Annotated in this window: 16 protein-coding genes; 7 read left to right on the top strand and 9 right to left on the bottom strand. The window is 56.0% G+C overall.

Annotated elements, in window-relative coordinates; genetic code table 11:
* Nucleotides 1-84: 84 nt before the first annotated feature.
* From nuoF to ACM6IM_RS16330, 5 genes are all read right to left on the bottom strand, one after another.
* Complete coding sequence (gene nuoF / locus ACM6IM_RS16350) at nucleotides 85-1,440, bottom strand: NADH-quinone oxidoreductase subunit NuoF (RefSeq protein WP_414865709.1); 1,356 nt, start codon at nucleotides 1,438-1,440, stop codon at nucleotides 85-87.
* Nucleotides 1,437-1,934 (bottom strand): NADH-quinone oxidoreductase subunit NuoE, encoded by a 498-nt coding sequence (gene nuoE / locus ACM6IM_RS16345; RefSeq protein WP_192304198.1) that lies wholly within the window; start codon nucleotides 1,932-1,934, stop codon nucleotides 1,437-1,439. The genes nuoF and nuoE overlap by 4 nt, the downstream gene beginning before the upstream one ends.
* Before the next feature lie 2 nt (nucleotides 1,935-1,936).
* On the bottom strand, nucleotides 1,937-3,721 hold the full coding sequence (gene nuoC, locus ACM6IM_RS16340; protein ID WP_192304196.1) for an NADH-quinone oxidoreductase subunit C/D: 1,785 nt from the start codon (nucleotides 3,719-3,721) through the stop codon (nucleotides 1,937-1,939).
* A 72-nt stretch (nucleotides 3,722-3,793) separates the two neighbouring features.
* Nucleotides 3,794-4,468, bottom strand: a complete 675-nt coding sequence (locus tag ACM6IM_RS16335) for a NuoB/complex I 20 kDa subunit family protein (RefSeq protein ID WP_047527662.1) — start codon at nucleotides 4,466-4,468, stop codon at nucleotides 3,794-3,796.
* Between the two features lie 10 nt (nucleotides 4,469-4,478).
* Nucleotides 4,479-4,892 carry an NADH-quinone oxidoreductase subunit A gene (locus ACM6IM_RS16330; RefSeq protein ID WP_077045930.1) on the bottom strand — a complete coding sequence of 138 codons (414 nt, stop codon included), beginning with the start codon at nucleotides 4,890-4,892 and terminating at the stop codon, nucleotides 4,479-4,481.
* 1,517 nt (nucleotides 4,893-6,409) lie between these two features.
* On the opposite strand from ACM6IM_RS16330, the gene ACM6IM_RS16325 reads away from it, so the two are divergent.
* Genes ACM6IM_RS16325 through ACM6IM_RS16295 form a run of 7 tightly spaced genes read left to right on the top strand, consistent with a single transcriptional unit; the run spans nucleotide 6,410 to nucleotide 14,724 of the window.
* A complete protein-coding gene (locus ACM6IM_RS16325) occupies nucleotides 6,410-7,840 on the top strand; it encodes an NAD(P)/FAD-dependent oxidoreductase (protein ID WP_414865708.1) in 1,431 nt (476 codons plus the stop codon).
* Entirely contained in the window at nucleotides 7,837-8,685 is an 849-nt protein-coding gene (locus tag ACM6IM_RS16320; protein WP_414865707.1) for a N5-glutamine methyltransferase family protein, read from the top strand. The genes ACM6IM_RS16325 and ACM6IM_RS16320 overlap by 4 nt, the downstream gene beginning before the upstream one ends.
* Entirely contained in the window at nucleotides 8,682-9,926 is a 1,245-nt protein-coding gene (locus ACM6IM_RS16315; RefSeq protein ID WP_414865706.1) for an aminotransferase class I/II-fold pyridoxal phosphate-dependent enzyme, read from the top strand. The genes ACM6IM_RS16320 and ACM6IM_RS16315 overlap by 4 nt, the downstream gene beginning before the upstream one ends.
* Nucleotides 9,927-9,946: 20 nt before the next feature.
* The gene (locus ACM6IM_RS16310; protein ID WP_414865705.1) at nucleotides 9,947-10,279 is read left to right on the top strand and encodes a chorismate mutase; all 333 of its coding nucleotides are present in this window, start codon (nucleotides 9,947-9,949) and stop codon (nucleotides 10,277-10,279) included.
* A 3-nt stretch (nucleotides 10,280-10,282) separates the two neighbouring features.
* Nucleotides 10,283-12,307 (top strand): aminodeoxychorismate synthase component I, encoded by a 2,025-nt coding sequence (gene pabB, locus ACM6IM_RS16305; RefSeq protein WP_414865704.1) that lies wholly within the window; start codon nucleotides 10,283-10,285, stop codon nucleotides 12,305-12,307.
* Between the two features lie 3 nt (nucleotides 12,308-12,310).
* The gene (locus tag ACM6IM_RS16300) at nucleotides 12,311-13,195 is read left to right on the top strand and encodes a prephenate dehydrogenase dimerization domain-containing protein (protein WP_414865703.1); all 885 of its coding nucleotides are present in this window, start codon (nucleotides 12,311-12,313) and stop codon (nucleotides 13,193-13,195) included.
* A gap of 29 nt (nucleotides 13,196-13,224) precedes the next feature.
* Nucleotides 13,225-14,724, top strand: a complete 1,500-nt coding sequence (locus ACM6IM_RS16295) for an MFS transporter (protein WP_414865702.1) — start codon at nucleotides 13,225-13,227, stop codon at nucleotides 14,722-14,724.
* 128 nt (nucleotides 14,725-14,852) lie between these two features.
* On the opposite strand, the gene aceA is transcribed toward ACM6IM_RS16295, so the two are convergent.
* From aceA to ACM6IM_RS16275, 4 genes are all read right to left on the bottom strand, one after another.
* Nucleotides 14,853-16,178, bottom strand: a complete 1,326-nt coding sequence (gene aceA, locus ACM6IM_RS16290) for an isocitrate lyase (RefSeq protein WP_020799541.1) — start codon at nucleotides 16,176-16,178, stop codon at nucleotides 14,853-14,855.
* Between the two features lie 470 nt (nucleotides 16,179-16,648).
* A complete protein-coding gene (locus ACM6IM_RS16285; RefSeq protein ID WP_414865701.1) occupies nucleotides 16,649-17,410 on the bottom strand; it encodes a secretin N-terminal domain-containing protein in 762 nt (253 codons plus the stop codon).
* 297 nt (nucleotides 17,411-17,707) lie between these two features.
* Entirely contained in the window at nucleotides 17,708-18,133 is a 426-nt protein-coding gene (locus ACM6IM_RS16280; protein WP_192304193.1) for a GNAT family N-acetyltransferase, read from the bottom strand.
* Complete coding sequence (locus ACM6IM_RS16275) at nucleotides 18,126-19,295, bottom strand: JmjC domain-containing protein (protein ID WP_414865700.1); 1,170 nt, start codon at nucleotides 19,293-19,295, stop codon at nucleotides 18,126-18,128. The genes ACM6IM_RS16280 and ACM6IM_RS16275 overlap by 8 nt, the downstream gene beginning before the upstream one ends.
* Between the last annotated feature and the right edge of the window lie 13 nt (nucleotides 19,296-19,308).

Here is a 19,308-nt window from a genome sequence, read left to right as displayed (position 1 = left end):
TTGTTTTGCGCGCGAATCAACACAGCCTTTAAAGGCGTCATCGCACGAAAAGCGAAGGGCACGGACCCTTCGCTCTTTAAGCGTTTACGCGCCGACTACGATCGGCTTTGCCAGAGGCGGGACGGCGGCGCTGGAAGGCGCGATACCGGCCTCGAACTCGTGGCGGAAGTATTTGATAGCGCTGCCCAACGGTTCCACGGCACCCGGTGCGTGAGCACAGAAGGTCTTGCCTGGGCCGAGGAAGTTCACCAGACCCAGCAGGGTCTCGATGTCACCGGCTTGCCCTTGACCGTTCTCGATCGCCATCAGCAGCTTGACGCTCCATGGCAAGCCATCGCGGCACGGGGTGCAGAAACCGCAGGATTCGCGAGCGAAGAACTGCTCCATGTTGCGCAGCAGGGACACCATGTTGACGCTGTCGTCCACCGCCATCGCCAGGCCGGTACCCATCCGGGTGCCCACTTTGGCGATGCCGCCGGCATACATTTGTGCATCCAGGTGTTCCGGCAACAGGAAACCGGTACCGGCACCGCCGGGTTGCCAGGCCTTGAGCTTGTAACCGTCGCGCATGCCGCCGGCGTAGTCTTCGAACAGCTCGCGACCGGTGACGCCGAATGGCAGTTCCCACAGGCCCGGGTTTTTGACCTTGCCGGAGAAGCCCATGAGCTTGGTGCCCATATCCTCACTGCCTTCGCGGGCCAACGATTTGTACCAGTCCACGCCGTCGGCAATGATCGCCGGCACGTTGCACAGGGTTTCGACGTTGTTCACGCAGGTCGGCTTGCCCCAGACGCCAACGGCGGCAGGGAAGGGCGGCTTGGAGCGCGGGTTGGCGCGGCGACCTTCGAGGGAGTTGATCAGTGCGGTTTCTTCACCGCAGATGTAACGCCCGGCGCCGGTGTGGACGAACAGCTCGAAATCGAAGCCGCTGCCCAGAATGTTCTTGCCCAGCAGGCCCGCAGCCTTGGCTTCTTCCACCGCACGGTTCAGGTGCCTGGCAGCGGTGGTGTACTCGCCGCGCAGGAAGATGTAGCCCCGGTAGGTTTTCAGTGCGCGGGCACTGATCAGCATGCCTTCGATCAGCAGATGGGGCAGTTGCTCCATCAGCATGCGGTCTTTCCAGGTGTTGGGCTCCATTTCATCCGCGTTGCACAGCAGGTAGCGGATGTCGATGGATTCGTCCTTGGGCATCAGGCCCCACTTCACGCCAGTGGGGAAGCCTGCACCGCCACGACCCTTGAGACCGGCGTCCTTCACGGTCTGGACGATGTCGTCCTGACCCATGTCGGCGAAAGCCTTGCGCGCAGCGGCGTAACCGTTCTTGGCCTGGTACTCGTCAAGCCAGACCGCTTCACCGTCGTCACGCAGACGCCAGGTGAGCGGGTGTGTCTCGGCCGAACGCTTGATGCGGTTGGCGGGACCGAAGGATGTCAGGGTCATACGTAGCCCTCGAGCAATTTGGCAACGCCGGCAGGTTGCACATCACCGAACGTATCGTCGTCGATCATCAGCGCCGGCGCCTTGTCGCAGTTGCCGAGGCAGCAGACGGGCAGCAGGGTGAAGCGACCGTCGGTGGTGGTCTGGCCCAGGCCGATGCCCAGCTCGCTCTGGATCTGGCTGACCACGGACTCGTGACCGCCGATGTAGCAGACCATGCTGTCGCAGACGCGGATGATGTGGCGGCCGACCGGTTGACGGAAGATCTGACTATAGAACGTTGCCACGCCTTCAACGTCGCTGGCCGGGATGCCGAGGATTTCGCCGATGGCGTACAAGGCGCCGTCCGGCACCCAGCCACGTTCCTTCTGGACGATCTTCAGGGCTTCGATCGACGCCGCGCGCGGGTCTTCGTAGTGATGCAGCTCGTGCTCGATGGCCGAGCGCTCGGTTTCACTCAAGGTGAAACGGTCTGTCTGGATAAGCGTGCTGTTCATGCTTAGCGGTCCACGTCGGCCATAACGAAATCGATACTACCCAGGTACGCGATCAAGTCCGCGACCATGCTGCCTTTGATCACCGAAGGGATCTGCTGCAGGTGAGGGAAGCTTGGGGTGCGAATCCGGGTGCGGTAGCTCATGGTGCCGCCATCGCTCGTCAGGTAATAACTGTTGATGCCCTTGGTCGCTTCGATCATCTGGAAGGATTCGTTGGCCGGCATCACCGGGCCCCACGAAACTTGCAGGAAGTGCGTGATCAAGGTTTCGATGTGCTGCAGCGTGCGCTCCTTGGGTGGCGGCGTGGTCAGCGGGTGATCCGCCTTGTACGGGCCTTCCGGCATGTTGCGCAGGCACTGGTCGATGATCCGGATGCTCTGGCGCATTTCTTCGACGCGCACGATGCAACGGTCATAGGCATCGCCATTGGCGGCCAGCGGCACTTCGAATTCGAAGTTCTCGTAGCCCGAGTACGGACGTGCCTTGCGCAGGTCGAAGTCGCAACCGGTGGAACGCAGACCGGCGCCGGTGACGCCCCATTCCAGGGCTTGCTTGGTGTTGTAGTCGGCGACGCCGATGGTGCGGCCGCGCAGGATGCTGTTGTCCAGAGCGGCTTTCTGGTATTCGTCCAGACGCTTTGGCATCCACTCGACGAAGTCTTTCACCAGTTTTTCCCAGCCGCGTGGCAGGTCGTGGGCGACGCCACCGATGCGGTACCAGGCCGGGTGCAGGCGGAAACCGGTGATGGCTTCGATCACCGTGTATGCGCGCTGGCGGTCGGTGAAGGTGAAGAACACCGGGGTCATGGCGCCGACGTCCTGGATGTATGTCCCCAGGAACAGCAGGTGGCTGGTGATCCGGAAGAACTCGGCCATCATGATGCGGATGACGTCGACCTTCTCGGGCACCTTGATGCCGGCCAGCTTCTCGACCGAGAGCACGTACGGCAGGTTGTTCATCACGCCGCCGAGGTAGTCGATGCGGTCGGTGTACGGAATGAAGCTGTGCCAGGACTGGCGCTCGGCCATCTTCTCGGCACCACGGTGGTGGTAGCCGATGTCCGGAACGCAGTCGACGATCTCTTCGCCGTCCAGCTGCAGGATGATGCGGAACGCACCGTGCGCCGAAGGGTGGTTGGGACCCAGGTTGAGGAACATGTAGTCCTCGTTCGGGCCGGAACGTTTCATGCCCCAGTCTTCGGGCTTGAAGCGTGCGGACTCTTCCTCGAGCTGCTGCTTGGCCAGGTTCAGGGTGAACGGATCGAACTCGGTGGCACGAGCCGGGAAGTCCTTGCGCAGCGGGTGACCTTCCCAGGTCGGCGGCATCATGATGCGCGAAAGGTGCGGGTGGCCTTTGAAGTCGATGCCGTACATGTCCCAGACTTCACGCTCGTACCAGTTGGCGTTCGGCCAGATGCTGGTGACGCTCGGCATGCTGAGATCGCTTTCGGACAACGCGACCTTGATCATCACGTCGCTGTTACGTTCGATCGACATCAGGTGATAGAACACGGTGAAGTCGGCGCCGGCGGGCAGCCCCTGACGCTTGGTGCGCAGACGCTCGTCCACGCCGTGCAGGTCATAGAGCATGACGTACGGCTTGGGCAGGTTGCGCAGGAAGGTCAGGACTTCGACGAGTTTGGCACGGGCAACCCAAAGCACCGGCATGCCGGTGCGGGTGGGCTGGGCGGTGAACGCCTCGGGGCCAAAACGGTTGTTCAGTTCGACGACCACATCCTGGTCGTCTGCCTTGTAAGGCGGGATGTACAGAGCACTGCCTGTAGTCATGGTTATTTATCGCTTTCGGTCAACGTAAAGAATGAAGCCAGTTTTTCGTTTCTTTGAAACAGCAGAACTGGATCAGACTTCGTCGGGGCTGCGCAGGTTGGTGACCTGAATACGCTGTTCGCGGCGCTTTTCCTTTTCCGATGGCATCTCGGCGCGATACACGCCTTGATCGCCAACGACCCAGGAAAGGGGGCGACGCTCCTGGCCAATCGACTCCTGCAAGAGCATCAAGCCTTGCAGAAAAGCTTCAGGGCGGGGCGGGCAGCCAGGCACGTAGACATCCACGGGCAGGAACTTGTCCACCCCCTGGACCACGGAGTAGATGTCGTACATGCCACCCGAGTTGGCGCACGAACCCATGGAGATCACCCATTTCGGTTCGAGCATCTGCTCGTACAGACGCTGGATGATCGGCGCCATCTTGATGAAGCAGGTGCCGGCGATAACCATGAAATCTGCCTGGCGCGGTGATGCCCGGATCACTTCGGCGCCAAAGCGCGCGATGTCGTGGGGCGCCGTGAAGGCGGTGGTCATTTCCACGTAGCAGCACGAAAGACCGAAGTTGTACGGCCACAGGGAGTTCTTGCGCCCCCAGTTGATCGTGCCGTTAAGCACGTCTTCGAGCTTGCCCATGAAAATGTTTTTGTGGACTTGATCCTCTAACGGATCGGAAACGGTTTCCCGTTCGCCGATCGGGTACTGCTCGTTAGGAGCATCGGGGTCGATCCTGGTGAGATTGTATTGCATTGCCAAAGCCTCATTGTTTCAGCTTCGCCTGCCGCTTGCGACGAGCTTCCGGAGCCCAGTCAAGGGCGCCCACTCGGAACAGGTAGACAAGACCTGCCAACAGAATTGCTATGAAAACGAGAGCTTCGACGAATCCGGTCCAGCCGCTTTCGCGGACGGACACAGACCATGCAAAGAGAAAGAGGGCTTCGATATCGAAGATCACGAAGAGCATCGCGACCAGATAGAATTTGGCTGAGAGCCGCAAGCGGGCGCCACCTGTAGGTAGCATGCCGGACTCGAACGGTTCGTTTTTGCTGCGGCCCCAGGCTTTTGACCCGAGGAGGCTGGAAACGCCCAGCATGAAGGCACAGAGGCCGATGACGCCTAGAAGGAAAATGGCAAAGCCCCAGTTGTGGGCCATGAGTCCTGTCGCTTCGGGCATGCTGGTAATCCTTAACAGAGAGCAAAGGTCTCTGAGCTTGAAAGAACAAAGCAGTGACGATATGTCGCAGCAATCAATCCTGCTGATTTTATGGCTAAACACCGTGCAAGTAAAATTCCTATAGCGAAATTATTTATAGGAATAAGGACATAGCGCACCTCCAGAGCCCCGCAGCCCAGTGGTTGCGGGCATTAGCCAGCTTTTCATCAATTATGTTTTGTGCGGAATGTAACGAACATAGTTGCCGCTAAATGATAATCAATATTGTTTGCGGCAATTTTCAAACTGATTGTCAGGATTGGGTGTCGGTGGCGATCTTAAATGCACGTTACGCAGGTGAAGTGTGGCCACGTTTTACCCGGTTTTTCTGCGGCTGGCGCTGACCTGGATCAAGGAGCGCTTCGGTTGGTTGTGGTGAGTATGAGGGGTAGGAGAGGGCACCTCGAGCTCAGATGAGAGGGGGTTCTCAGCTTGTCGGTTTTTCATTCGGTTCACCAAGGCCGTGACTCAGGTCGATGATGAACCAGTAAAGGTGATTGCCTCATCCAGATTGTCGGCGCTATTGCTCAGGATTAGTGGTCTCGAATCGGTAGATATGTAGCCGAAGCGGGGGGGTAATTTCCTGCGGGTTAGTCAAAATGAGTCTTTTCAGGTGGCAGCGAATACTGACCTTGTTACCTGAGCGTGTCTTCGCATGGAATCATAGTCTTCGTTAAATACACGGTTTCCCCAAGGGGATGGAAGTCCGAGTCATCCTCTCTACTGATGCATCACTCCATGTGTAGTACAGCATGCATTAAAGCGTCATTCGATAATCGCTGTCATCGTCAATAGCATTCTGAAGATGTATCCATAATATTTGCCAGCAATGATTATCCAATAGTAATTAGCGTGTTGCGCGGGACTGGCAATGGGGCTCTGTAATGCCAAATTATTTATTGAGTTTTCGAGCGTGATTGTATTTTTAGTTTTCGGTTGGTTGTTTTTTGTGTCGGAAAATTCTTTCAGGCAAATATTTTCCAATCGTGAGACATGTCCCTGTCGCTATATGAGTAGAAGTTATTTAGTGGACGTTGCCTTGGGGTGGAGTACATTTGTGGCTAGAGATGCTTTTTAGTGGACTATTAAAAGGATGCCAGGATGGTGAGATTTAATGAAGTTGCAATAACACGAATTTCCATCGGCCGCAGAACAATAGGCTGGTCAAGTCATCTGCAAGCGCTTGCTGATCGAGTATCTTAAATCGATCAGCTATGCACACGATATTTCGTTGAAGTGGGAGTTAAAGGTTGTGGTGGGCTATGCCACTAATTTGAGTGGCACAACAATAAGTTAGATTTTCGACGTAAATTTTAGTTTTTAAGTATCGCCTTTCAGCGAGCTTGACTGTTTTGCGAAGGGTGCTGGGTTGGCGGCAAATTCGTTTAATTTAGTTGTATTGATGTTCTGAATTAACAGTTATCTGTTTTTCTGAAGTTTCAAGTGTTGACTAATTTGTCAGATAAGGAGCATGGAAGATGATCTATGACGTTGTTGTGGTGGGTAATGGCGCCATTGGTGGCTCTATTGCCTTTGAGTTGGCGAGTCGCGGGTTGAAAGTCTGCAGGGTTGGTGACGCGGACAGGGCTAATGCGGCATCCCAGGCTGCGGGTGCAATGAATGGATGCTTTGGGGAAGTCACCAACAGTTTGCTTGCTAGTGAGCATGGGCGTTTGAAGCTCGCCATGGATATTGAAGCTAAGGGGTTATGGACAAATTGGTCTGATCGGCTTGCTCTGGCGTCGGGCAACCGGCAAAAACTGTTCACAGCACATGGTACCCATGTGCTGCTAAATTCTGCGGGTATGGCTGAAATTGATAGCGTGAACTATACAGCTATCGAACAAACCCTGCGCGATCATCAAGAGCCTTTCACAGATGTTGTCCCGGCTGAGTTGGAGTGGGTCAAGGCGAATGATCTTGTGCGCCCGCTGCGAGCATTGTTGATTCCGAATGAAAACGCAGTGGATGCTCACCTATTGCTAGAAAAGCTAGATGCAGCATTTTTGGCGAGCGGAGGCGAAATCGTTAATTGTCATGTTCGCACCATACTGACAGAGGGGCGATTGGCAGCTGGTGTGGAGCTGGAAACTGGCCAGCGCATTGCGGGTCAACATGTCGTGATAGCGGCGGGTGTGCAGTCGTCGTCGCTATTCAACAGTCTGGATGACATCAAAGATCGAATACCTCCGATGTTCGCCGGTTACGGCGTGTCCATTCTCGCCAAGCTAAAGCCTGGACAGTCAACTCCGTTGACGGTGATCCGTACTCCTAATCGCGCCTTTGCCTGCGGTTTGCATTGCGTACCACGCACTTCAGAGCTGTTGTATCTAGGCGCAACCAACATCCTGGCTGAAGAACCGCGAACGCACGCTTTGATTTCGGATGTGCAGTTTCTTCTCGATTGTGCCGTCGACCAGCTCAATCTGGATCTGTACGACGCCGAAGTAGTGAGCATTCAGGTCGGTAATCGGCCCATCCCGGCGGATGGTTTTCCACTGATAGGGCAATGTGGGTACGAGGGGCTCTGGCTAGCCACTGGTACATATCGTGATGGCCTGCATCAATCGCCGCTGCTGGCTGCTTGGCTGGCTGATCAGATTCAGGGGGTCCCTAACCCTCTGGATTTGTCATGTTTCACGCCGGTACGCAAACCACTGCAAGGAATGGAGCGGGGAAACACGGTGGCCGAGACGGTCAAGCAGATGTTCGCAACGGGCTACGAGTACCGCTGGAATATAAAACCGTACTGGATGCCTCTGCTAGACAAGGGTATGACCGAAAACTACATGGCACTTATCGAGTCGCTACACCCGGAGTTTACTCCCCCGCCCGAACTGGTCGCTTTCTCGTACTTGTACCCATCGATGTATGACCGCCTGGCGCGTTATTACGAGGCTTGGTCATGACCAATTCACAATTCGAATATGACCGTGCAAAGGCAAGGGCGGCTTTGGAAGGCGCTGGCGTCTGGGACCCAGTCCAGGATCTCCAAGCAATTGTGGACAAGCATTTCAATACTGGCGGGCTGCCAGATCCGAAAAGGATGGCAGGTTTTCGCCAGGATATTGCCGAGCGATGTGCGCGCATACCTCTTGGTCACATCCTGGGTTACACAGACTTTGCCGACCTTCGTTTCGTAGTGGGCAGTGGCGTCTTCGTGCCCCGAATTCAGAGTATGGCCATCGTGCGTTGGATCGAGCAGAACTTGATACTTGATTCCCGTTCAATCGTGTACGACCTCTGCGCGGGCGTGGGAGCGATTGGCTTGGCGATATGGTCGAGGACAGCTGCCAAAGTGGTGTGCGTTGAAATGGAAGCAATCGCGCAGACCTACCTCGAGCGCAACATCGTTCGAATGGGCGTTGGCGATCAGGAAGTGACCTTGTGCAGGGCAAATATCAATCGAACAGACGCCTTTGAGTCTGCGACGGGCTGCGTTGATGTCGTAGTCGCCAACCCACCCTATGTGCCCCGGGGCACGGAGCTTCTTCCCGAATGGGGCATTAATCATCCTGCCGCCGCCATCTTTGCCCCGGACGAAGGTGTTGCACTGATCCAGGCAACGGCACGACTTGCAAGCTTGGTGCTCAAGCCCAAAGGCACGTTGCTGATCGAACACGGTGAATCCCAGGAGCAGCAGGTTGGATTCATCCTGAAAAATCATGGTTTCTCCTCAATTTGTACCTCTATTAACGAGAGGTTTTCCGATGCGACGGGCCCTTCCGTCATCACTGTAGCGATAAAAGGATGAATATTATGGAAGCGGGTGCGAATTGGATGACTATCCGCCAGCAGCGCACTAGCACGGCGTTGAACAGTGCATCGAATAACGGCTTAACCGGTTTCGAAGTCGTTTCTCGCAAAGGAAAGGAGTTAACTCTAGATGATGGCACAACTTGCACCGAGTTCATTTCATGTTCTTACTTGGGCTTGGAAAGTCATCCCCAATTAATTCACGCTGCTGGAACTGCGCTGGAGCGAATTGGCATACACCTTTCAGCTAGTCGTAGCGCCATGAGTCCGGTTTATCTACGCCAACTTGAGCAGTTGTTGGGTGATATTTACGCCGGAGCCAGCGTGACTGTATTTACCTCAACTAGTAATGCACACCTCGGTGTGCTGCCCCTTTTAGGTAGCGGTGCCATGGACGGTTACCCAACCAAGGGTTCGATCATGTGGCTTGTGGATCGTACTGCGCACGCCTCAATGCAGGTACTTCGCGGGTTGTTGTCTCAGTTCGGGCGAGTCAAGCGGGTCGATACGCAGGACATCGATAGCCTAAAGCAGGTGCTTAAACGTTGCGCTCAAACACAGATTACGCCTGTACTCTTGATCGACGGCGTTGGGTCAATGTCAGGGTTATTGCCGGTCAGTGAGTTAAGCGAACTACTGCAAGCTTGGGGCGGTTATCTCTACATTGACGACGCACATGGTATTTCGATCACGGGCAAGTATGGAGCAGGATATGCTTTTGAAAACCTGGGGTATCGGCTTCCGGACAATACGATTATTGCAGGTTCGTTGAGTAAAGCATTTGGCGGCGCGGGTGGATTCATCGTCCTGAAACCTGCTTATAAAGCGTCGCAACTACGCGAGCTTGCGAACCCGCTGGTATTTGGGCACACAGTCTCTGTGCCGTTGCAGGCAGCTAACGTTGCCTCAGCACAGCTCCATCTTTCCTCCGATATTGATTTTCTCCAGAGCGCGCTGTGGCAGAACGTACGCCGTTTGGATGGAAAAGTTAAGCAGCAAATGATGAACGCTTCGCTGCGTGCACCTATTCGCGGTGCTTTGTTTCAAACCGAACTGCAGGGAGCGGCTGCAGCCACTGCATTACGAGCCAATGGCATCGTCGTATTTCCGGTGTTTTACCCAATTGTTGAAACCGGAAAAGCAATGTTGCGTTGTGCTCTGTCGGCGCTTCACACGCCGCAGCAGATCGATAACTTAGCGCGTCAACTAAACGTCCAACTAAGTCAGGCGTCTGCTTGAGTCTCTATTAAGGAATGGTTATGTCACCGAATGCTGAAGGGATGACTGCGCCGGGTGGAGAGCTACAGACCTATCGCCAGCAACTGGACGAGATAAATCATGCGCTGATGAACTTGCTAGGCAAGAGAATGGAAATCTGTCGGGTGATTGCTCGCGTCAAATCTGCGAATGGGATCCCGATGATGCAGCCGCATCGGGTGATTTCTACATTGGAAATGGCTAGGTCTTTGGCGCCTTCGTATCAGTTGCGCCCGGAGTATCTTGGGGACCTTTTCGATTTAATTATCAAGGAAACATGCGAAGAGGAGCAACGCCTGATGGATGCTCTCGACCAGTCACAAGCGGAGGAATGAGGCATGCGTATCTTGATTGTCGATAACTTCGACTCCTTTACGAACAATATTGCCCAGTATGTCTATGAGTCATCCGGTGTCCAGCCGACGATCTTACCCAATACCACAACCTACGATCGGCTCGACTTGGCGAAGTATGATGCGGTAATACTGTCACCAGGGCCGGGGCATCCTGCTCGTAGTGCTGATTTTGGCGTGTGTCGTGACGTACTTGAGCATGCGACGATTCCTATCCTGGGCGTGTGTCTGGGACATCAGGGTATTAACTTTTTCTATGGCGGAGCAGTCGAACATGCGCCTAGGCCGGTGCACGGGTATCGTACTCGCATAAGCCATACTGGGGGGGATCTCTTTGAGGGGATCCCTCAGGATTTTGAGGTCGTGCGTTACCATTCTTTGGTGTGCACCGAGGTACCTTCTTGCCTTGAGGTCACAGCGCGCTCGGACTGCGGCCTAATCATGGGATTGGCGCACCGTGAGCGTGCAATTTGGGGGGTGCAGTTTCATCCGGAGTCCATTGACTCGGAGTTTGGTCTACAGATCATCCACAATTTTGTTCGGCTGGTAATCCAGGCGAAGAATCGCCGAAGTCGTATTCCGAATAGTCCGATGCTTCAAGCACTGGAGTCTGCAGGTGGGCCGGTGCGGTTGTCGTTTGATTTCGAGTGCCTGGAGCGACCGCCCCCAGCGGCCCAACTCTTCGATGCGAATTTTGCTGATACACCAGCCGCTTTTTGGCTTGACAGCGAGCTTTCTGAGCGCGAGCGGGCAAGGTATTCGTTGATGGGATCCTGTGATCGTCAGTCGGCGCTGGTGTTCGCCTATGATGTAAATCGTCGACTGCTGTCGATTGACGGGCCTGCGGGTCGCTCAATTATAGAAGGGGATTTTTTCAGTTTGATGGAGGAGGTCGTCGACCTGTTGGGCGTTGGGCAACAACGGCAGGCTCCATTTCCCTTCAAAAGTGGTTTGGTCGGCTACTTGGGCTACGAGTTGAAAGCTCTGGTAGGTGTCAGTAACGCTCACACGTCAGATTTGCCTGATGCCCTGTTTTACCTGCCACAAAATATGCTGGTTTTCGATCACGCAACGGACAGCACCTATCTATGTCATCTCTGGGGCGAACGCTTGGTTTTGCGTCCTGCGAAAGAAACCGAACAAGTCGAGGATTCTGCCTTTATCCCAGGTCCGGTGACTGAGTCGTCATTAGGTTTAGCCGATTGTTCAAGTACTTACATGGCAAAAGTGGATGCGTGTCTGCAGCAGATTGCCAATGGTGAGTCTTATGAAATCTGCCTTACCAACCGGGCTGGCCTTCGCTGTGCGGACGACCCTTTTACGATCTATATGCGGATGCGCCGTATTAGCCCCGTACCTTATGGTGTTTACATAAATACTGGAACCTTTTCAATACTTGGAGCTTCACCCGAGACTTTTCTCAAGATTGACTCGACCGGCGTTATCACTTCCAAGCCAATAAAGGGCACCCGACCCAGGGGGCTGAACCCCGAGGTTGACCGAGGGCTTAAGCGGGACCTAGCGTGCTCTTCAAAAGATCGTGCAGAAAACTTGATGATTGTCGATCTTGTACGCCATGACCTTAACGGCATCTGTGTGCCAGGATCGGTAACGGTGCCGAAGGCTTTTGATATTGAAAGCTACTCGTCGGTACATCAACTGGTTTCGACGGTACAAGGACAGCTACGGAGGGAAGTTAAATCATTCGCTGCGATCCAAGCCTGTTTTCCCGGTGGGTCAATGACCGGCGCACCGAAAATACGCACTATGAAAATTATCGACCAACTTGAGTCTTCGGCACGTGGAATTTACTCGGGGGCTTTGGGTTGGGTGGGATTTGATGGCTACACCGATCTAAGTATCGTGATCCGGACCGCAGTGATAAAGGATGGTATCGCCCGATTTGGTATCGGGGGCGCAATTGTCGCCGCTTCTGATCCTGCAGAGGAAATGCACGAGACACTGGTGAAGGCTAGTGTCCCTTTTCACAGCATTAGAGGGAGGGAGTAGCGATTGGATAACATATTAATCCTGGGTGGCGCGGGAATGGTCGGCAGTTTCATCGCCAAGATATTTGAGAAGAGCGGAAACGCACTTACCGTGATTGACTTGGTTCCGCCCCGAACATCGATTAATCACCATGTAATGAATGTGCTAAGCATTCCCGACAAGGAACCTGAGTTACTTGAAACTGCTACCATTATTGTCTTTGCACTTCCTGAGGACGTCGCCATTAGTGGGCTGGAGCGCCTAGTCGGGAAGGCCCCTTCTGTTAGAACCATAGTCAATACATGCTCTGTTCAAACGACGTTTCAGTGTAGGACTGAGAAGTTGTTTCCCGAAGTAGCCTCGGTGGGGATTAATCCAATGTTCGCTCCGACGTTGGATTGTACTGATCGTCCAGTGGTGCTCTGCGAGCGTACTGAAAGTGAAGTTGGTAATCACTTTGCAGCCCTTTTACAGGAGCATGCGATGCGAGTGATGCGGCTCCTTCCTAATGAACATGATCGCGTGATGGCTGTGTGCCAAGCGTTACCACACGCGGCGATCTTGGCGTTTTCGTTCGCGCTAGAAAGATCAGGATGCAACATGGACACGGTTCAGGCATTGGCACCGCCGCCGATGAAAACGATGCTTAGCTTGGCCGCCAGAGTCCTGCAGAACGCTCCAGCCATCTACTGGGATATCCAGAAATATAACAACGCGGCGCAACATCAGCGTGATGAATTGTCTGCCGGCCTAGGTCTGCTGAATCAACTCTGTGGGGGTGATATGTCTGAGGCTTTTGCCGAAAAGCTGAATGGTGTGCAACGAAAAATGGGTGGGTACGCCGACACCTATGGCAAAGCCTGCGAGGCGCTCTTCAACTTACTCAGTCCAACAAGAGAAAGTGACTGATGCATAGAATCGGGACTTCACTTCTATCCATGATCCAAGACCGCTCCAAGGGCGCAGCATTACTGGTGATTATGCTGCCTGTTTTGTTGGTGACCATCGACAATACAATTCTGAATTTCGCGTTGCCTCGAATTACCGCCGCGTTGACCCCTTCTGCTGCGGAGCAATTGTGGATAATTGATGCCTACTCTCTGGTGCTGGCTGGCCTGCTGGTGACGATGGGCGGCTCCGGAGATCGCTTCGGGCATCGACGCATGCTCTGTTTGGGCTGCTTAGGGTTCTCAGTGGTGTCGGCGGGAGTGGTGTTTTCCCAGCAAGCCTGGCATCTGATTGCGGGGCGTGCATTGTTGGGATGTTTTGGCGCAATGATATTGCCTGCAACGTTGGCTTTAATCCGCACTGCGTTTGAGGATAGAGAAGAGAGACGCTTGGCGGTGGCGGTTTGGGCAACTTGCTTGACTATTGGGTCGGCGTTGGGGCCGTTGCTGGGCGGGGTACTGTTGGAGTATTTCGATTGGCAGGCAGTTTTCCTGATTGCGTTGCCGTTCCTGCTACCTGTGTTGCTGCTGGCGCCGATCATCACCGAATCACCAAGGCAAATAACCGTATCAATTGACTACCTGAGCATTGTGCTGAGCTTGGGAGCTATGACGGCGCTGGTGCTAAGCCTTAAGCACCTGGCAACGGTTGGCTTGAACTGGGAGGTAATAGTTTGGTTGTTGTCCGGCGTGTTGCTTGGTGCGGCTTTTGTCCGACGGCAGCTAGTATTGGAGCAGCCGCTGTTGGACTTTAGATTGTTTGCCTCTTCTGTTTTCAGCGTTTCCATTGCAACGAATCTTGTGAGTCTGGGCTTGCTGATCGGTTTCCTTTTCTTCGCCGGCCAGATGTTGCAGCTGGTCTTTGGATTGTCACCGTTACTGGCCAGCGTGATACTGGTCCCCGGTCAGGTGTTGGCGATTGTTGCCGGCCTTGCCATCGTACCGGTGGCGCAAAAAAAATCACCAAATACGGTAATTGCCGTTTGTCTGCTGGCAGTTGCTGCGGCCTTCGCGGTGACTGCACTGTTTGCAGCTACAGCACTGACTATTGGTGTGGCTTTTGTGTTGTTAAACGCTAGTGTTGCCGCGATCACCACTGTGACCAACGATCTTGTATTGGGCTCGGTGCCTGCCCAAAGCGCCGGGAGTGCCTCTTCTGTCAGTGAAACCGCTTACGAAGTTGGCGTGGTACTTGGTACCACGTTGATCGGAGGGGCAGTATCTGCTCTGTATCGACTATCTTTTTCAATTCCCGACGGTGTGACTGAGAGCGTGGTTACCGCAGTCGCGACGTTGGGAGGAGCGCACGCCGTGAGCCAGACCCAGCCTGAGGAAGTGGCGACGCTGATTCTGAAAGAAGCTAACGCTGCATTCACTGCAGGCGTAATGATGACCAGCGCCATTGTGGCGGGCTTCACCGTCCTGTTTGCGCTGGTTGCATACCGCTACTTGCGGGTGAGAAATCCTGTAGGGCTGTCCGATAATTCCTGAGGCGCACATTCTATAGGCATAAGACACACGACAAAAAAACGCCCCGAACCAGTCGGGGCGTCAGCGGTACGGCGTTGCGGTCAGGGTGTGGCTTGGTGCGCAACGGCCGTTTGTTCAGGTGAAGTCGATCAGTGGAACTGTTCTTCTTCAGTCGAGCCGGTCAGCGCGGTCACCGAAGACGAGCCACCCTGGATCACGGTGGTCATGTCGTCGAAGTAACCGGTGCCCACTTCCTGCTGGTGAGCCACGAAGGTGTAGCCTTTGGCAGCGTCGGCGAACTCCTGTTCCTGCAGCTTCACGTAGGCGGTCATGTCGTTGCGGGCGTAGTCGTGCGCCAGGTTGAACATGCTGTGCCACATGTTGTGAATGCCGGCCAGGGTGATGAACTGGTGCTTGTAGCCCATGGCGGACAGTTCGCGCTGGAACTTGGCGATGGTCGCGTCGTCCAGGTTTTTCTTCCAGTTGAAGGAAGGCGAGCAGTTGTACGACAGCAGTTGGTCCGGGTATTCCTTCTTGATCGCTTCGGCGAAGCGACGGGCTTCTTCCAGGTCCGGCTTGGCGGTTTCGCACCAGATCAGGTCGGCGTAAGGCGCGTAGGCCAGGCCGCGAGCGATGGCCTGGTCGAGACCGGCACGTACTTTGTAGAAGCCTTCCTGGGTGCGTTCGCCGGTGACGAACGGCTGGTCGTACGGGTCGCAGTCGGAAGTCAGCAGGTCAGCCGCGTTGGCATCGGTACGTGCCAGGATGATGGTTGGCGTGCCGGCAACGTCAGCGGCCAGGCGGGCAGCGGTCAGCTTCTGTACGGCTTCCTGGGTTGGAACCAGTACCTTGCCGCCCATGTGGCCGCATTTTTTCACGGAAGCCAGTTGATCTTCGAAGTGAACGCCGGCGGCGCCTGCCTCGATCATGCTCTTCATCAGTTCGTAGGCGTTCAGTACGCCGCCGAAACCGGCTTCAGCGTCAGCCACGATCGGTGCGAAGTAGTCGATGTAGCCTTCGTCGCCTGGGTTCTTGCCGGCTTTCCATTGAATCTGGTCGGCACGACGGAACGAGTTGTTGATGCGCTTGACCACGGTTGGCACCGAGTCCACCGGGTACAGCGACTGGTCCGGGTACATCGATTCGGCGGAGTTGTTGTCCGCAGCAACCTGCCAGCCGGACAGGTAGATCGCCTGGATGCCGGCCTTGACTTGCTGTACGGCCTGGCCGCCGGTCAGGGCGCCCATGCAGTTGACGAAATCTTTCTCGGGACGGAAGGCTGGCTTGGCACCCTGGGTGACCAGGTTCCACAGCTTCTCGGCGCCCATTTTTGCAAAGGTGTGCTCCGGTTGAACCGAGCCACGCAGGCGGACGACGTCAGCAGCGGAGTAAGTGCGTGTCACGCCTTTCCAGCGCGGGTTTTCAGCCCAGTCTTTTTCAAGGGCTGCAATTTGCTGTTCGCGTGTCAGTGCCATGGAGATAAACCTCGTCGCGTCTTTATGAAAAGTTGTTCTGCGGTGGAATATTCATGCGCTCGCTGACCAGAAGCTGGGTCAGGTCGGGTTCGGCGGGGTTGAAGACGGATGAACGATGGGCTCGAGGGGAAGTGAGCAGGTAAGGGCGAACTGGCGGGCGCATTGGGGCGTCGTGGGCCTTCAGGCGAGCTTTCAGTGTGGTGCCGGGTTACCTAAATACGCTTCCGTCCCTCGGGACAACTTCGTTCCAGTCGACAACCTCGTCAAACACACCTTGTGGGCGGTACAGACACGAAGCGGTTCGCGGGGTAGGTGCGAACTGCGCCTCGAAGGCCCTTGCCAGGGCCCCTGATTAGCGGGAGCGAGGCCATCATGCCTTCGCTTTTTGGGCCCGTCAAACGTTTTGTAGTGCTTTTTTTCAAGCACTACATCTTTGGTCTAATACGACTAATCAGTCAGTTTTCGGTGCTTTAGTCCAAAGTATCGATTTTCACCCGCAGGGTCATGTCATCCCGGCCTTGAGTCGAGTAGCTGCGGGTCAGGCCCTGTTTGTCGGCCTGCGTCTGGCGATTCACGCCGGCCAGGGTGATCCATTCGCCAAGGCGGCCGGTGACGGTTGTGTCGGTGCTTTGCACGTTCACTACATCGGGACGTTCCTGGCTCATGCGGTCACGATTGGTGCTGATCGACAGGTGGACGATATCGCCGGTGACGCTGGCGGTGACATAGAAACCCTGCGTGACGTTGCGGTATTCGGTCTGGCTGCGCAGGTCACCGTAGGAGTCGCTCTGGGTGCTGGTCAGCGGAACGCTCTGGCCGACCTGAATCAGCGCCGGGGCGCCTTCGCTGGCCTGGATTTGCTGGATGCCGCCGTCACGACTGTCAGTGCTGCGGTTGATGATCCGGGCCTGGCTCGGCTTGGCGCCGTTCACCGAAAAACCCTGATCGCCCTGGAGGTTGTTTTCGTTGGTGTCGACGGTGATCAGCAAACGCTTGGGTTGCGTGTCCAGCTGGGCGATTAGTGCTTTAAGTTCGTCGATCTTGCGCTGATCGGCATTGACGATCAATTGATTGCCGTATGCGCTGACCTTGCCGTCCTGGCCGATGAAGTCCTGTGCCATGGGCAGCATGTCGGCGCTGGTGTGGTAGTTGAGCGGCACGATCTCGGTCGCGGCACTGACTGAAAAACTGATCGCCAGCAGCAGCGGGGTGAGCAGGGTGCGTAGGGACATTTGCGTTATCTCCGACTTCTGTTATCTGAACTGTAGGAGCGAGCTTGCTCGCGATGGTTGTTGACGAAGACGTTGGCTGCCTGGGTGTGCGAGGTGCCTGTGGGTTCTTCGCGAGCGTGCTCGCTCCTACAGTAGTTGAGCGGGTCGATACGTGATTGGGTAATGAGCATTGTGTTGATATTGCCAGTTTGTCGGCTCGCCGTGGTGCAAGTTGAATCCTGGACAGCAAAACGCCCCGGCATCGATGGATGGCGGGGCGTTTTGTGGCGTTCATCACAATGCCATTGCGGTGCGATATCAGCTCGAATGACGAACCATATCGACATGCGGAATCCCGGCCTCGAGGAATTCCTCGCTGACCATGCAAAAGCCCAGGCGCTCATAGAACGCGGTGGCCTGCACTTGCGCGCTGAGCATCTGCTGCTTCAGCCCGCGCTTCTCGGCTTCACCAATCAGCGCCTGCATCAGCGCATCGCCGACTTTCAGGCCGCGCCAGTCCTTGAGGACCGACACCCGACCGATGTGCCCATCGGGCAGCAGGCGGGCGGTACCAATCGGGAAGTCGCCTTCGAAGGCCAGGAAATGCACCGCTGTCGCATCGTCGGCATCCCATTCCAGTTCAGGCGGAACGGATTGCTCGGCGATGAACACCGTCTCACGAATGCGCCGGATCTCGGCGTTGTCCTTTTGCCAGTCTGCGACACGAACGTGAATTTTATTCATCGGCAAATCCCAGGCTTCCTTGCTTGATCAGTTCGCACAGCAGGCCGCGACCGTCTTCGTCGTTCAGCCACTTGCCGAGGTTGTCGACGTGCAGTGCGTCGGCGGCGCAAATCATTTTCAGCAGTTCGCGCAGCTTGCCTGGCAGGTAACGGCTCTGGCCGCTGGCGAACAGCAGCAGGTCGTCATCGACTTCGGACCAGGCCAGGCGCGCGCTCGGGTTGCGAATCAGCACGGCACCGTCCTGGAGGCTGGCGAGCACGTCGTCTTCCTCGATTTCTTCCAGGCCTGTGACCAGTTCCGGGTAGCGCGGCTCGGTCATGAACTGGCCGAACCAGGTCAGCAGCAGGCGCTCGTCGCTCATGTGCTCGGCCAGCAGGCTCTTCAGGCGATCCAGGGCGTCGTGCTGAATCTGGTGCGGGTCGGCCGCCGGCTGGGCGTCGGCGTCGGTGTAGCGCTCTTCGTCCGACAGGAACTGGCTGAGGAAGTCGGTGAAGTGGGTCAGCACCTCAGCGGCGCTCGGGGCGCGGAAGCCCACGGAATAGGTCAGGCAGTTGTCGACGGCCACGCCCCAGTGGGCCAGGCGCGGCGGCAGGTACAGCATGTCGCCCGGCTCCAGGACCCACTCGTCGGTGCCTTCGAAGTCGGCGAGGATGCGCAGGTCGGTGTGCGGCATCAGGGGGCTGTCGGTGTTGCACATCTGGCCGATTTTCCAGTTGCGCTTGCCGTGGCCCTGCAGCAGGAACACATCGTAGTTATCGAAGTGCGGGCCGACGCTGCCACCCGGCGCGGCGAAGCTCATCATCACGTCGTCGATGCGCCAGCTCGGCAGGAAGCGGAAGTGTTCCAGCAACTCGGCGACTTCCGGCACGAACTGGTCGACGGCCTGGACCAGCAAGGTCCACTCGCGCTCCGGCAGTTTGCTGAATTCGTCCTCGGCAAACGGGCCGCGGCGCATTTCCCATGGGGTTTCGCCGTGCTCGATCACCAGGCGCGATTCAACTTCTTCTTCCAGCGCCAGGCCGGCCAGTTCGTCGGCGTCGATCGGGCTTTCGAAGTCAGGAATCGCCTGACGGATCAGCAGCGGTTTTTTCTGCCAGTAGTCGCGCAGGAATTCGCGTGCCGTAATGCCGCCCAGAAGTTGAAGAGGAGTGTCAGAGTTCATGTGTAACCTATTG

It is taken from the genome of Pseudomonas sp. IT-P12 (genome assembly GCF_949767465.1).
In the GTDB taxonomy this organism is placed as follows: Bacteria; Pseudomonadota; Gammaproteobacteria; order Pseudomonadales; family Pseudomonadaceae; genus Aquipseudomonas.
Note: the sequence above shows the minus strand (reverse complement) of the source record. Positions and strands in the feature narration are given on the sequence as shown.

Coding starts and splice junctions, on each gene's coding strand:
- nuoF (WP_414865709.1), bottom strand. CDS start 1,440: ATGACCCTGACATCCTTCGGTCCCGCCAACCGCATCAAGCGTTCGGCC.
- nuoE (WP_192304198.1), bottom strand. CDS start 1,934: ATGAACAGCACGCTTATCCAGACAGACCGTTTCACCTTGAGTGAAACC.
- nuoC (WP_192304196.1), bottom strand. CDS start 3,721: ATGACTACAGGCAGTGCTCTGTACATCCCGCCTTACAAGGCAGACGAC.
- ACM6IM_RS16335 (WP_047527662.1), bottom strand. CDS start 4,468: ATGCAATACAATCTCACCAGGATCGACCCCGATGCTCCTAACGAGCAG.
- ACM6IM_RS16330 (WP_077045930.1), bottom strand. CDS start 4,892: ATGCCCGAAGCGACAGGACTCATGGCCCACAACTGGGGCTTTGCCATT.
- ACM6IM_RS16325 (WP_414865708.1), top strand. CDS start 6,410: ATGATCTATGACGTTGTTGTGGTGGGTAATGGCGCCATTGGTGGCTCT.
- ACM6IM_RS16320 (WP_414865707.1), top strand. CDS start 7,837: ATGACCAATTCACAATTCGAATATGACCGTGCAAAGGCAAGGGCGGCT.
- ACM6IM_RS16315 (WP_414865706.1), top strand. CDS start 8,682: ATGAATATTATGGAAGCGGGTGCGAATTGGATGACTATCCGCCAGCAG.
- ACM6IM_RS16310 (WP_414865705.1), top strand. CDS start 9,947: ATGTCACCGAATGCTGAAGGGATGACTGCGCCGGGTGGAGAGCTACAG.
- pabB (WP_414865704.1), top strand. CDS start 10,283: ATGCGTATCTTGATTGTCGATAACTTCGACTCCTTTACGAACAATATT.
- ACM6IM_RS16295 (WP_414865702.1), top strand. CDS start 13,225: ATGATCCAAGACCGCTCCAAGGGCGCAGCATTACTGGTGATTATGCTG.
- aceA (WP_020799541.1), bottom strand. CDS start 16,178: ATGGCACTGACACGCGAACAGCAAATTGCAGCCCTTGAAAAAGACTGG.
- ACM6IM_RS16285 (WP_414865701.1), bottom strand. CDS start 17,410: ATGTCCCTACGCACCCTGCTCACCCCGCTGCTGCTGGCGATCAGTTTT.
- ACM6IM_RS16280 (WP_192304193.1), bottom strand. CDS start 18,133: ATGAATAAAATTCACGTTCGTGTCGCAGACTGGCAAAAGGACAACGCC.
- ACM6IM_RS16275 (WP_414865700.1), bottom strand. CDS start 19,295: ATGAACTCTGACACTCCTCTTCAACTTCTGGGCGGCATTACGGCACGC.